Source organism: Jiella flava (genome assembly GCF_017349315.1).
GTDB lineage: Bacteria > Pseudomonadota > Alphaproteobacteria > Rhizobiales > Rhizobiaceae > Jiella > Jiella flava.
On the sequence record NZ_JAFMPP010000001.1, the window covers coordinates 111,902 to 124,943 of the forward strand.

General features: G+C 64.2%; 11 protein-coding genes. 7 read left to right on the plus strand and 4 right to left on the minus strand.

Annotation, left to right across the window (positions count from 1 at the left end; all coding sequences use genetic code 11):
* Nucleotides 1-57: 57 nt before the first annotated feature.
* Nucleotides 58-732 (plus strand): HAD family hydrolase, encoded by a 675-nt coding sequence (locus J1C48_RS00530; protein ID WP_207255693.1) that lies wholly within the window; start codon nt 58-60, stop codon nt 730-732.
* Nucleotides 733-771: 39 nt separating this feature from the next.
* Here the strand turns inward: J1C48_RS00530 and J1C48_RS00535 are convergent, their stop codons facing one another.
* Nucleotides 772-1,770, minus strand: a complete 999-nt coding sequence (locus J1C48_RS00535; protein WP_207255694.1) for a KpsF/GutQ family sugar-phosphate isomerase — start codon at nt 1,768-1,770, stop codon at nt 772-774.
* Between the two features lie 263 nt (nt 1,771-2,033).
* On the opposite strand from J1C48_RS00535, the gene J1C48_RS00540 reads away from it, so the two are divergent.
* Nucleotides 2,034-3,854: an outer membrane beta-barrel protein gene (locus J1C48_RS00540; protein WP_207255695.1), complete on the plus strand. Its 1,821-nt coding sequence runs from the start codon at nt 2,034-2,036 to the stop codon at nt 3,852-3,854.
* Between the two features lie 46 nt (nt 3,855-3,900).
* Here the strand turns inward: J1C48_RS00540 and galU are convergent, their stop codons facing one another.
* Nucleotides 3,901-4,800, minus strand: a complete 900-nt coding sequence (galU, locus tag J1C48_RS00545; protein ID WP_207255696.1) for a UTP--glucose-1-phosphate uridylyltransferase GalU — start codon at nt 4,798-4,800, stop codon at nt 3,901-3,903.
* 437 nt (nt 4,801-5,237) lie between these two features.
* Here galU and J1C48_RS00550 point away from each other — a divergent pair, with 437 nt between their 5' ends.
* Entirely contained in the window at nt 5,238-6,449 is a 1,212-nt protein-coding gene (locus J1C48_RS00550; RefSeq protein ID WP_231081502.1) for a lytic murein transglycosylase, read from the plus strand.
* A 110-nt stretch (nt 6,450-6,559) separates the two neighbouring features.
* Complete coding sequence (locus J1C48_RS00555) at nt 6,560-7,924, plus strand: SGNH/GDSL hydrolase family protein (RefSeq protein ID WP_207255698.1); 1,365 nt, start codon at nt 6,560-6,562, stop codon at nt 7,922-7,924.
* 104 nt (nt 7,925-8,028) lie between these two features.
* On the opposite strand, the gene J1C48_RS00560 is transcribed toward J1C48_RS00555, so the two are convergent.
* Nucleotides 8,029-9,483, minus strand: a complete 1,455-nt coding sequence (locus tag J1C48_RS00560) for a glutamate synthase subunit beta (protein WP_207256101.1) — start codon at nt 9,481-9,483, stop codon at nt 8,029-8,031.
* 364 nt (nt 9,484-9,847) lie between these two features.
* Here J1C48_RS00560 and J1C48_RS00565 point away from each other — a divergent pair, with 364 nt between their 5' ends.
* The 3 genes from J1C48_RS00565 to J1C48_RS00575 all read left to right on the plus strand — a co-directional run bounded on the left by J1C48_RS00565 (nt 9,848) and on the right by J1C48_RS00575 (nt 12,240).
* Nucleotides 9,848-10,381, plus strand: coding sequence for a GNAT family N-acetyltransferase (locus tag J1C48_RS00565; protein ID WP_210345289.1), 534 nt, complete (start codon nt 9,848-9,850; stop codon nt 10,379-10,381).
* Between the two features lie 221 nt (nt 10,382-10,602).
* Nucleotides 10,603-10,977: a DUF2794 domain-containing protein gene (locus tag J1C48_RS00570; protein ID WP_231081503.1), complete on the plus strand. Its 375-nt coding sequence runs from the start codon at nt 10,603-10,605 to the stop codon at nt 10,975-10,977.
* Nucleotides 10,978-11,085: 108 nt separating this feature from the next.
* Entirely contained in the window at nt 11,086-12,240 is a 1,155-nt protein-coding gene (locus J1C48_RS00575; protein ID WP_207255700.1) for a YihY/virulence factor BrkB family protein, read from the plus strand.
* Nucleotides 12,241-12,276: 36 nt separating this feature from the next.
* Here J1C48_RS00575 and J1C48_RS00580 read toward each other — a convergent pair whose 3' ends face one another.
* Nucleotides 12,277-12,855 carry a GNAT family N-acetyltransferase gene (locus J1C48_RS00580; protein WP_207256103.1) on the minus strand — a complete coding sequence of 193 codons (579 nt, stop codon included), beginning with the start codon at nt 12,853-12,855 and terminating at the stop codon, nt 12,277-12,279.
* Between the last annotated feature and the right edge of the window lie 187 nt (nt 12,856-13,042).

Genomic DNA, 13,042 nt, shown 5'->3' on the forward strand with positions numbered 1-13,042 from the left:
CGTCGTATCGCTCCCATATGTTCGGCTTCATCAGTGATGAATCAGCCGGAGACCGTGATGCGGACGCGCCCTGCCTTCCTTTTTGACCTCGATGGCACGCTGGTCGACAGCGTCTACCAGCACGTCCTGTCCTGGAAGGACGCCCTCGACGCCGAAGGCATCACGCTTTCGGTCTGGCGGATCCATCGGAAGATCGGCATGAGCGGCGGCCTGTTCACCAATCAACTTTTGCGCGAAGTCGGCCGCGAGATCACCGAGGAGCGGCGCGAACGGCTGCGCCAGCTCCATGCTGAGGCCTATCAGACTCATTCGAAAAGCGTCGTGCCGCTGCCCGGCGCGCGCGAACTCCTCGATACGCTGACACGGGAAAAGATCGCCTGGGCAATCGCCACCAGCGGACGCATGGAAACGGCCAAGCACAATCTCGACCGGCTCGGCATCGATCCGGACGAAATCCCGGTCGTCACCCGCGATGCGGTGACCTATGCCAAGCCGGAGCCAGATCTTTTCATCGCGGCGGCCGAACGGCTCTCGGTGCCGACCGAAGGCGCGATGGTGATTGGCGATTCAATCTGGGACATGCTGGCGGCAAGGCGCTGCCGCGCTCTTGGCGTCGGGCTGTTGTCCGGCGGTTATGGCGAAGAGGAACTCGACCGGGCTGGCGCCTTCCGCGTCTATGAAGACCCGGCCGACATGCTCGACCATCTCGACGAGGTCGGTGGCCGGTCTTAAGACTGGCCCCGCTCGCCATCAAACGCGTTGCAACAAACGTCAGGCGACGCCGAGACGCAGCAGATCGTGCAGATGGACGATGCCGACGGGCCGGCCCTCGCGCACGACCATCATGGCGGTGATATTGCCGGCATTGATCATTTCCAGGGCCGCCGCGGCCAGCATATCAGGCTTGATCGTTTTCGGAGCAGGCGTCATGACCTGATCGACCGTTCGGGCCAGCAGACCAGCATCGAGGTGGCGGCGGAGATCGCCGTCCGTGATCATGCCTTTCAGCCGACCATCCTCGCCGACCACGCCGACGCAGCCGAAGCCCTTGCGTGAGATGGTGATGATCGCCTCCGCCATCAGCGTCCCGGACGCCACCAGCGGCATCGCCTCGCCGGTATGCATGATGTCGGCGACATGCTTCAGGCTCGCGCCAAGCTGGCCGCCCGGATGAAAGACGTGGAAGTCGTCGGGCGTAAAGCCTCGGCGCTCCAGAAGAGCGACGGCGAGCGCATCGCCCATGACCAGCTGCATGGTCGACGACGAGGTCGGTGCGAGGCCGAGCGGGCACGCTTCGGTTGCGCGTGGCAACAAAAGGGTTTCGTCCGCCTCCCGGCCAAGCGTCGATTCCGGCCGCGAGGTCACCGCGATCAGCGGAATGCGAAAGCGCCGGGAATAGGCGACGATGCCCTGCAGCTCTGCCGTCTCGCCGGACCAGGACATGGCCAGGATCGCATCGTCCTTGCCGATCATGCCGAGGTCGCCGTGATTGGCCTCCGACGGATGCACGAAAAAAGAGGGGGTGCCGGTCGAGGCGAAGGTCGCAGCGATCTTCGAGCCGATATGCCCGCTTTTGCCGACGCCTGTGACGATCAGACGGCCTGAGACGGCACTGATCAGATCGAGCGCCCGCTCGAAGCTCGCCGCCATGTCTGTTTTCAAAAGAGCTGCCAGTGCCTTCAGAGCATCGATTTCGGTCTCGATGGTGCGCGCAGCAGAGCTTGACGCAGAGAGATCGGCAGCAAAGCGATTGGCAATAGTCGTGGACATGGTGGTCTTCTCTTCGTGGCCGGGCGATGAGGAAATTTCTTAGGCAGGTCATCCTTCGAACGACGACCTGTGAAGCTATCTGACGCAAACGTGACCTTATCGGGACCAGAAGCGAGATTCCTGTTTCGCGCAACCACCACAAGGTAGCTTCTCGCCCGATCAGTGTCCGATTTGTCACAATCGGTCAGGACAACAGACTAGAGTGCTCCCACCTCGCTGGATGTGGGATCGTTCTTTAACAGACCGCTGGGCGCGCGAACATCATGAGAGATCGGGCAGGACGGACCGTCACGCGACTGCTGCTCGGGGCGGCAGGGGCGGCTGCGACCGTGTCGGTGTCCGTCGCGCTGGCGCAGACAATGTCCGACGGCCAATTGCGCCAGACCGTCGATGAATCGCCGACCACCCTGCGCCTGGCCGATCCTTATGCCGATCTGATCCGACAGCTCGGGGCCTATGATGAGCGCAATCCCGTGGCACCGAGCGATCAGGGTAAGAACCCCGAGACGCTGCGTCAGATCCCGACGCCGAGAGACGACGCTGCAGACGGCGACGGCACATCATCGCCGACGACGGGACCGGATGTCCAGGCGCCGCCGAAAACCACCTTCAACCTCCTCGACGGCACCTCGACCCTGGCGCCGCTCGACGACGGAACCAGCCTGCCCGCCCAACGCACCAATCGGGCACAAACGCCATCGACGCGGCTCGACCAGGAGCGCACGGGCGGCGTGACGCCCGGTGACGACCAGACACCCGCGAACGAAACCTCCCGCCCGGATCGGCAGACGGTGGCCGATCGCGCCCGCTCCGGCGCGCTGCCGCAGCCCTCCAATCCAACGCTCGGCGTCGGAATTACCGGCGAGACCCTGCCGGCCAGCTCGGCGTTGCGGACCAATCAAGCGGCGGAAGCCCTCGATCGCGCCCGGCGGCTGAAAAAGGCGGGCGACGACGACCCGTTCGGCCCGGTCGGCATTCGCGTCGGCAGCTCCGTCCTCTATCCGGAACTGATCCAGACCCTGGGCGTCAGCAACAACATCGACAACGATCAAAAGCGCGCCGAAGGCGCGTTTTCCGAAACGGTCCTGTCGTCCCGGCTCGTCTCGGACTGGTCGAGCAACGCGGCCGAGTTCAACACCCGGCTTGCCTATCGACGCAACTTTGCCGGCGATACGCCGTCCGACCCCAGCGCCAGCGCCGACGGGCGGTTGCGCCTCGACATCTCCCATCAGACGACCGCCACCTTGCGCGGCGCGATCGACTATCAGCGCGAAGATTATTCCGACGTGTTCAATTCCGGCACGAGCGGCACGTCCGATACCGGCAAGGCCGACATTTTCAGCGGCTCGCTTGCCGGCGAGGTTTCGCACGACTTCAACCCGATCAGCGTCACCGGCACCCTGACGGCGGCACGCAAAAGCTATTCCAACCTGCCGGCCGGAAGCGCCGACGACGACTACACCACCCTGACGGCAGCGCTGCGCACCGGCTTCAACGTCTCCCCGACGCTCAAGCCGTTCGTCGAGGCGAGCGCCAGCCGGCGGACTTTTGATGACGCCGATCCGCTCGGCGCCACCGGTCCCGACCGCAATGCCTGGCTGCCGGCGCTGCGGACCGGCGTCGCCGTCGACATCACCGAGAAACTACGGGGCGAATTGGCTCTCGGCTATGCTTGGCGAATCTCTGACGACAAGAGTGTTCCCCGCATCGGCGCGCCGACGCTCGACGCCAATCTGGTCTGGTCGCCCCACCGTGGCACCGACCTCACCCTTGCCGCGCGCACCAGCTTCGAGCCCGACCTCAACGGCCGATCGGCCTCGACCACCTACGACACCTCGCTCGCCCTCGCCCACACCCTGAATGCGCGCACGACGCTGACCGCCGCGGCGCGGCTGTCCTACGAGAATTCAACGATCGAGGATAACGACAAGCTGCTGCTGTCGGGCGAGGCCGGCTTCACCTATTGGCTCAACCGGCAAATGGCCTTCAACGCCTCCTACGAGCACCGCCGCGCCTTGGCGGTGCTGCCAGGCAATCGCTACAGCGCCGATACCGTCAAGCTGGGCGTGACGCTGCAGCGCTGATCAAAGCTCCGAAAGCCGCCGTCGCCGCCCGCCCAGGACGGCCGCGTCAGATCACGGCGTTGTCGGCCGGCTCAACAGTCTTCAGCAGCTTTTCCATGTTGCCGATGACCTTTTCGCGGATATCCGGCCGCCATAGGGCGAAGGCGACATTGGCTTCGATGAAGCCTTCCTTCGAGCCGCAGTCGAAGGTGCGGCCGGTGAAGGGATAGGCGGCGAAGTCCTGGGTCTCGGCGAGCTTCAGCATGCCGTCGGTGAGCTGGATCTCGTTGCCGGCGCCGCGCTCCTGGGTGGCGAGGATGTCGAAGATTTCCGGCTGCAGGATGTAACGACCGGAGATCAGATAGTTCGACGGCGCCTTCTCCGGCGCGGGCTTTTCCACCATGCTGGTGATCTTGAAGCCGTTGCCGACCGCGTCGCCCTTGCCGACGATGCCGTATTTGTGGGTCTCTTCCGGGGCACATTGCTCAACCGAGATGACGTTGCCGCCGGTCTTTTCATAAAGCGCCACCATCTCGGCGAGACAGCCCTTTTCGGCCTGCATGATCATATCCGGCAAGAGAATGGCGAAGGGCTCATTGCCGACGAGATCACGGGCGCACCAGATCGCGTGGCCGAGGCCAAGCGGCGCCTGCTGCCGGGTGAAGCTCGCTGTGCCCGGCTTTGGCTGCAACTCGTCGAGCAGTTTCAACTCGACGGATTTGCCGCGCTCTGCCAAGGTGTTGGAGAGTTCGACCTGAATGTCGAAATAGTCCTCGATCACGCCCTTGTTGCGGCCGGTGACGAAGATCAGATGATCGATCCCGGCTTCCTGGGCCTCATCGACGACATATTGGATGACGGGCCGATCGACCACGGTGAGCATCTCTTTCGGGATGGCCTTTGTGGCGGGAAGAAACCGTGTGCCGAGACCGGCGACGGGAAAAACGGCTTTGCGGACCTTCTGCATCGGAAAGGCGACTCCTGGAGACTGCGACAATTCGTTCGACTCATGTTGCGACCCAAACATTTTTGCGCGCGCGGCCAAAGTCAACAGGGAGCACCGCAAACGCGGCATAGCCAGTGATTTCGCGCGCAAGACGGCGCGGTTGGATCGGCCGAACCGACATCACGGCGACGCCGGTGGGGACGCAACGCAAGCCAGGACGAGCCAAGCCGCCAAGGCCAGACAAACCGCCGGCAAAGGCCCATAATTCTCAGAATCGACCCAAACGCGGCGCCCGGCGCGACGAAATGCCCCTGCGTTGATCTTGGCAAAGAGACCGGGATCTTTTTGACCGAAAGAATATGGTAAACATCCCGTTAACGACTTTGCTGCAGAATTGCCTTTCTCTTGTTGAATCATGCCTGTGTGAGAGGGAAGCGATGAATCGCCAAAGGATGAGTATGACTTTCGCCCGCCTCGCCGCTATCGTCATGGCCTTCGTGCTCTGCGCGGCAACGGCGGTGCCGGCGGCAGCCGATGCCGGCTTCGTGCGATGGATCCAGAATTTCGAGACCGTCGCCGCCCAGGCCGGCGTTAGCCGCAACGTCTATCGCGCGGCCTTTGCCGGCATCACCGAACCCGATCCGGAGGTGATCGAGAAGGCGCGCTACCAGCCCGAATTCCAAGACAAGGTCTGGGACTATATCGACAACCGCGTCAATGACGAGCAGGTTGCCAAAGGCCAGGCCGCCCGCGCCAAGCTGTCCGGGTGGCTGAGCCGGATCGAGCAGCGCTTCGGCGTCGATCGGGACATTCTGTTGGCGATCTGGTCGATGGAGACCAATTACGGCGCGATCCTCCAGCGCCAGGACGTGATGCGCAATCTGCCGCGCTCGCTGGCAACGCTCGCCTATCTCGACAAATCGCGGGCGAGCTTTGCCCGCAAGCAGTTGATCGCCGCTCTGAAGATCGCTCAATCCGGCGACATCAAGGTCAGCGAACTGATCAGCTCCTGGGCCGGCGCGATGGGGCACACCCAGTTCATCCCGACCAGCTATCTCGCCTATAAGGTCGACATGGACGGCGACGGCCATGCCAATGTCTGGGAATCGGTGCCTGATGCTCTGGCCACCGCCGCCAACCTCCTGCATAAAAACGGTTGGGAGACCGGCCGGACCTGGGGCTACGAGGTCATCGTGCCCGCGCAGTATCGCGGCCGGCTGGAGCGTGCCAACAAGAGCATCCGACAGTGGGCGAGCCTCGGCTTTCGCCGCGCCAATGGCCGTCCCTTCCCGGATGGCGGCGAGCACGCCAATCTGCTGCGTCCGGCCGGCGACGACGGCCCGGCCTTCCTGATGACCAAGAATTTCTTCGTGCTGAAGCGCTATAATAACGCCGATAAATACGCCCTCGCCGTCGGCTTGTTGGCCGATCGTATCGGCGGCTATCCGGGTCTCGTCGTCGACTGGCCCCGGGGCTATACGCCGCTGTCGACCAACGAGCGCTACGAGTTGCAGAAGCATCTGGCGAGCCAGGGGCTTTACGACGGCAAGATCGACGGCAAAATCGGATCGGGATCGAAAGCCGCGATCATGGCGTTGCAACAACAGGCCGGCATGCCGCAGGATGGCAATGCCTCGAAGGCACTACTCGAATTCCTGCGCAAGCGCTAACGTCGCAAAGGACGCGGCGTTGAAACCGCTGACGATGTGAAACCGCCCCGCCGCAGCTGTAGCCCGGCGCTTGATTGGGAAAGCATGAGATGGGTCCTCGCGTAAGAGGGATGCTGAAACGATGCTCGCCGCGGCGCGACCGGATCGGCGCCGTCCTGGCGAGCGCGCTCGTGCTGTTGGCCGCTCTGGCGCTGACCGACGCGCCGGCGATCGCTCAAGAACGCCCGCGGACCCTTCTCGATATGCTGTTTGGCAACGGCCTGCAGCAGCCGCGACCGGTCTACCGAATCGATCCGCGCGCCCGCGCTGCGCCGCCAGCACAGCGGCAACCCATCCGCCGCGCCCGCAAACCGCGTCCCAAACGCCCGGCGCCCAGCGCCGCCGCTGCGCCCACCGCCCCGACGGTCGCGGAAAAGGCTGACGACGCCAAGACGGTACTCGTCGTCGGTGACTTTCTTGCCGCGTCCCTCGCCGGCGGCCTGGAAGACGCCTATGCCGACAACGACATGGTGCGCATTCAAGCAGCCGCCAACGGCTCGTCCGGTCTGGTACGGCAGGATCATTACGATTGGAGCCGGCAGCTCGGCCCGCTCATTCAGCAGAACAAGCCGGCGGTCGTGGTGATGATGATCGGCTCCAACGACCGCCAGCCAATCCGTTCGGCTTCGGGCACGCTGGCGCTGCGCTCGCCGGAGTGGGATACCGAATATGAGCGGCGGGTCGACGCGATCGCCAGCATCGTTCAGAAAAGCGACGTTCCACTGGTCTGGGTCGGCATGCCGCCGTTCAAGTACGACCGGATGAGCGAAGATATGGTCTTCTTCAACGACCTTTATCTTCAAGCGACAAACAAGGTCTCCGGCGCCTTCGTCCAGGTCTGGGAGGGCTTCGTCGACGAGAATGACGGCTTCGTCTACAGCGGTCCCGGCGTGGACGGCCAGACCGTGCAGCTGCGCAATTCCGACGGCATCACGATGACCGATGCCGGCGATGCAAAGCTTGCTTTCTTCGCCAAGAAGGCGATCGACCGTTACATGGCCGGCGAGACCAGCACGGCTGTCGGTAAGATAGAGCCTGGCATGCAGCTGCCGCCGATCGCCAATGCGGCCAATGCCGTGCGCACGCCACCCATGTCGCTGGACGATCCTTCGCTTGACGGCGGCGACGCCCTGCTCGGCGGCGGCTCCGGCCCGGCTCTGACCTTGCAGACCTCACCCCGCGACAAGCTGGTGCTCACCGGTCGCGGCACCGGCCATGTTAATGGCCGGGCGGACGATTTCGCCTGGAACGACAAAGCTGGTGCGGTTGCCAGCGGCAACAATTCCATCGCTTATCGCGGCTCGCTCGATATGAACAAGGTGCGGGCCGAGCAAGGCATCAAACCGCCGAAGCCGATGCCGTCGATCCTCGATGCGATCATGGACGACTGGGCCAAGCAGCAACAGCAGCAGCAAGACACTCCGGCCAAGCCGTAGGTCCGTATCCCCCAACGATTGTTCGTGGCGAGACGACCAGCCAAAAACGATGAAGCCCCGCTGCATGCGGGCTGCTTCATAACTGTCAGCCGGCGAAGGCGCCGTCAGCGCGGCAGGGTCGTCATGCCCATCAGATCGAAATCGATGGCCCGCGCCGCCTGCCGACCCTCACGGATCGCCCAGACCACCAGCGACTGGCCGCGGCGGGCGTCACCGGCGACATAGAGCTTGTCCTTCGAGGTCAGATAGCGCTTGTCGTCGGCCACGATCGATACGTTGCCGCGCCGATCCGTCCGCGTTTTCACCGCATCGCCCGCATCGGCGAGAAAGCCGGTCGGCAGCGGACCGGCAAAGCCGATGGCGATGAAGGCGAGATCGGCCTTGATGATGAACTCGGTGCCCTCGATCGGCTTGCGCGCCTCGTCCACCTGGGCGCATTTAACCCCGGTCAAAACGCCGTCCTCGCCGACAAATTCCAGCGTCGCGATCTGAAACTCGCGCACAGCGCCCTCGGCTTGGCTCGACGAGGTCCGCATCTTCGTCGCCCAATAGGGCCAGACGGTCAGCTTATCCTCGGTTTGCGGCGGCTGCGGCCGGATGTCGAGCTGGGTCACCTTCACCGCGCCCTGACGGAACGCCGTTCCGACGCAGTCCGACGCGGTGTCGCCGCCACCGACGACGACGACATGCTTGCCGCCCGCCCAGATTTCCTCGGCCGGCCAGCCAACGCTCTCGATAGCCTCGCCGCCGACCCGGCGGTTCTGCTGAACGAGATAGGGCATCGCGTCATAAACGCCGGTCAGCTCATCATAGGGAATGCCGCTGTCACGCGGGCGCTCCGAACCGCCGCAGAACAGCACGGCGTCGTATTCGGCCTCGAGCTCGGCGATGGTCTTGTCGACACCGACATTGACCCCGCAATAGAAGGTCACGCCCTCATGGGACATTTGCTCGACGCGCTTGTCGATCCAGTGCTTCTCCATCTTGAAGTCGGGAATGCCGTAACGCAGCAGGCCACCCGGCAGGCTCTCGCGCTCATACACGGCAACGTCGTGGCCGGCGCGGCCGAGTTGCTGGGCAGCGGCAAGCCCGGAGGGGCCCGAACCGATCACCGCGACGCGCTTGCCGGTCTTCCGGGACGCCGGCTGCGGCTGGATCAGGCCGAGCTTGTAGGCCTTGTCGGCGATCGCCTGCTCAACGGTCTTGATCGCGACCGGCGTGTCCTCGAGATTCAGGGTACAGGCTTCCTCGCACGGGGCGGGACAGATGCGGCCGGTGAATTCCGGGAAATTGTTGGTGGAATGGAGATTGCGGACCGCCGTCTCCCAATCGCCCTGATAGATCAGGTCGTTCCAGTCCGGAATCTGGTTGTGGATCGGGCAGCCCGTCGGACCATGGCAATAGGGAATGCCGCAATCCATGCAGCGCGCCGCCTGCTTGCCGACCTCTTCGTCGGACATCGGCAGGGTGAACTCACGGAAATGGCGAATCCGGTCGGAGGCCGGCTGATATTTGTGGGTCTGCCGATCGATTTCGAGAAATCCGGTCACCTTGCCCATCGTCACCCCCACATTCTGCGGCCTCTGACGCCTGACAGCGGCGCGCTCTTGCGCCCGCGCGCACCGAACGCCATGCCGCGGCATCGCCCGTTAAGCCGTTTCATCTTCGTTAGGACAGTTCTACTGCCCCATTTGCGCGTTCCCGGCAAGCCCCGCCCCCGACGATAAGCGTGTCTGCCCCGCGCGATCGACAGCCCGTCGACCGCATTTTCGGCCGGGCCAAGCGCTGCGGCAAGAGCCGTGCTATATCGCATTGCATGATCAGCAGCTTGCCGCTGCGGCGGGACGCTCCGCGCGGCTCATCGGCCGCGAACTTCCGGCGCGTCGGTCCAACAGGGTGTCAAATTCCAAAAGGAGGTGTCCGTTGCCGCCCGGTATCGCGATCAGCAAGCTCACTTCCGACGCCCTGTTCGAGGCGGTGCAACGCATCGAGGGCGCGGCCTTCGAGACCTTGCGCGCCGCCAGCGCTGTGTCCGGAGCGATCCAGACCAGCAGCGACGACGAGCTTCGGGGCTATCTGGACGACGGCTGCCTGTTCGCCGCCTTTCCCGAGGAATCGAATGCCGTCAGCCCAGACCCGGTCGGCTATGCCGGTGGCTATGGCGTCGCCGGCTGGCTGCAGCTTGGCGAAGTCGACGTCATGCCCGCCTGGCAAAAGCGCGGCATCGGCACCGCCTTGGTGCAAGCCGTGATCGGCGAAGCGCGGATGCGCGGCGCCATCGGCGTCACACTCACCACCGATCGCTTCGCCCGTTTTAACGCACCCTTTTACGCCTTGCTCGGTTTTGCCGCGCTGACACCGGCGCAAACCCCACCGCATCTGGCGGCGATTCTCGAGGCCGAGCCTGGCAAGGGCCTCGATCCGCAGCGCCGAGTGGCGATGGCGATCCGGTTTTAAGGCCGATACGACCATGCTTGCCACCCCGCTTGCCCGTCGTTCAGGCATCCGACCGGCCGCCGCCCGGCCGAGGTCGATCGTCAGGACCGGCCGGCTCCAACGCGCATGTGACCGATCCCCCTTGAAGCCCGCTTGGCTCGACGCACCATTTCATGTCACCATATCGTCATGGTCGGACGTCCTTTGCGACCGTCCACTGCCATGGAGGGACACGAGCCATCTTGACGCAATCTCTCGCAAATGGCGGCGCGTCCGCCGACCTCCTCGCCTTTCCGAACACGCAGCAGCAGACGAGTGTCGTCTCATTTGACCGAAGGGAATTGTCGGAAATCCTCAAAGTTTATGGCCGGATGGTCGCCAGTGGCGAGTGGCGCGATTACGCCATCGACATGCTGAAAGACCGCGCGGTGTTCTCGATCTTCCGACGCAGCAGCGAAATGCCGCTCTACCGGATCGTCAAGGATCCGAAGCTTTCCCGCCGCCAGGGCGCCTATCAGGTCGTTGCCGCCGGGGGGCAAGTCTTGAAGCGCGGCCATGACCTCACCGCGGTGCTGAGGGTCTTCGATCGCCAAATTCGGCTGGCAGACAACGGCTGAAAGCCGCCGATCGCAAGCCGGCGAACGAATCGTCGCAGCCGCGACGTCTTCGGACTTTGCGTCACCGCAATAGATGTCCCGGTTACGACACACGACCTGGACATTGACATGACGCAAGCTGCGACGGCCGAATCCCCTGAAACTCGCATCGGCGGCCTCGGCCTCGACGCCGACACGCCCACTGCCATTCCTGCCACCGGCTGGAAGCATATCCTCATCCGCGTCTTCGGCGAGATCTCGGAAGACCGCGTGATGCTCGTCGCGGCGGGAGTGACCTATTATCTGTTGCTGGCGATGGTGCCGGCGATGGCGGCAATGGTCTCCGTCTACGGGCTTTTCGCCGATCCGGTCACGGTCAGCGATCACGTCGCGACGCTGTCGACCTTCCTGCCGGGCGGCGCGCTGCAAATCGTCAATGAGCAGCTCAAGCGCCTGGCATCGGCCGCCGACAGCACGCTCGGTCTGTCATTGGTCGTGTCCCTCGCCGTGTCGCTGTGGAGCGCCAATGCCGGCGTCAAGGCGCTGTTCGAGGCGATGAACGTCGCTTATGAGCAGCGGGAGACTCGCTCTTTCGTCAAGCTGACGCTGACCTCGCTCGCCTTCACCCTGTGCCTGCTCGTCGCGGCGCTGATGCTGATCGCACTCATGGTGGTGCTGCCGATCGTCCTCGATCGGATTGGACTGAAGCAGGGCGCCGAATGGGCGATCTCGGCGGGATCGATCCTCGCCGTCCTGATCGCCGTCTCCCTTGGCGTCTCGGCGCTCTATCGCTGGGGCCCCTGCCGGGCGAACGCCCAATGGGCCTGGATCACCCCCGGCTCCATCCTCGCCGTGGTTGTGATCGCCGCGGTCTCGGTACTGTTTTCCTGGTACACGGCGAATTTCGGCTCCTATGACGCCACCTATGGTTCGCTCGGCGCGCTGATCGGCATGATGACCTGGATCTGGCTGACGATGATCGTGCTGATCGTCGGCGGTGAGCTGAATTCGGAGATGGAACATCAGACCGCCCGCGACACCACCACCGGCCCGGCCAGGCCAATGGGCGAGCGTGGCGCAACGATGGCCGACACAATCGCCGAGGGCGAAACGATCGGCAAACGGGTTTACGCGGTTGAAAACCCGTCGCTGCAGCGGGAACTGGAAGCGCTTCTCGATGGCTTCCAGCAACGGCGCCACGAGCGCGCCCGGCGGCGCGAATGGATTGCGGCGGCGGTTCCCGCCGCCCTCGCCCTCATCGCCGTGATCGGACTGTCGCGCTGACCGCAAGCCCCGGCTTCGACACTGCGGGCCTGACGGTCAGGCGCGCGGCAGAGGCGCGGTGAGATCTCCGGGATAGGCGCACTTGTCGGGGACCGTCTGCCGCCCCTCGCCCAGCGCCCGCTGCATCAGCACGGTGTCGATCCAGCGATCGAATTTCAAGCCCGTGCCGGGCATCGTGCCGATCGTCTGGAAGCCGGCCTTTTGGTGCAGGCGGATCGAGCCGGCATTGTCGGCGCCACCGATCACCGCCAGCATCTGGCGAAAGCCCCGCCGCTCGCAGTCCACGATCAGCCGCGTCAGCAGAGCCGTCCCGACGCCCTTTCCTCGGGCGTGAGGTGCAAGATAGATCGAATCTTCAACGAACCAGTTATAGGCGGGTCGGGTGCGAAATGGGCCGGCATAGGCGTAGCCGAGAATTGTCCCGTCGGCGGCCTCGGCGACGAGGCTGGGAAATTGCTTGGCATCGCGTTCGGCGAATCGGCGTGCCATCTCCTCGCCATCCGGCGGCGTCAGCTCATAGGTCGCCGTGCCGAGGCGCACCTCCTCGGCATAGATGGCCGTGATTGCGGCGATGTCGGCGGGATTTGCGGGGCGAAGAACATAGGCGCCGGACACGGCAAACTCCTGGTCGCTGCGATAATGCCGCGCCGCGTCGCTAGCGACGAGAATCGCAGGCACGAAGGCCGCAAGGTAGCGCCCGGTGAACGAATCGTCACGGAATTCGCCCCGTCATCGCCGTATTTGAACGCTTCTCCCATTGCGGCTGCGCGGTCCAATGCGTAAGCCACGGGCGACCTTGTCG

Bases quoted from the DNA above. Each gene is read 5' to 3' on its own strand.
- J1C48_RS00530 (WP_207255693.1), top strand. From the start codon at position 58: ATGCGGACGCGCCCTGCCTTCCTTTTTGACCTCGATGGCACGCTGGTC.
- J1C48_RS00535 (WP_207255694.1), bottom strand. From the start codon at position 1,770: ATGTCCACGACTATTGCCAATCGCTTTGCTGCCGATCTCTCTGCGTCA.
- J1C48_RS00540 (WP_207255695.1), top strand. From the start codon at position 2,034: ATGAGAGATCGGGCAGGACGGACCGTCACGCGACTGCTGCTCGGGGCG.
- galU (WP_207255696.1), bottom strand. From the start codon at position 4,800: ATGCAGAAGGTCCGCAAAGCCGTTTTTCCCGTCGCCGGTCTCGGCACA.
- J1C48_RS00550 (WP_231081502.1), top strand. From the start codon at position 5,238: ATGACTTTCGCCCGCCTCGCCGCTATCGTCATGGCCTTCGTGCTCTGC.
- J1C48_RS00555 (WP_207255698.1), top strand. From the start codon at position 6,560: ATGCTGAAACGATGCTCGCCGCGGCGCGACCGGATCGGCGCCGTCCTG.
- J1C48_RS00560 (WP_207256101.1), bottom strand. From the start codon at position 9,483: ATGGGCAAGGTGACCGGATTTCTCGAAATCGATCGGCAGACCCACAAA.
- J1C48_RS00575 (WP_207255700.1), top strand. From the start codon at position 11,086: ATGACGCAAGCTGCGACGGCCGAATCCCCTGAAACTCGCATCGGCGGC.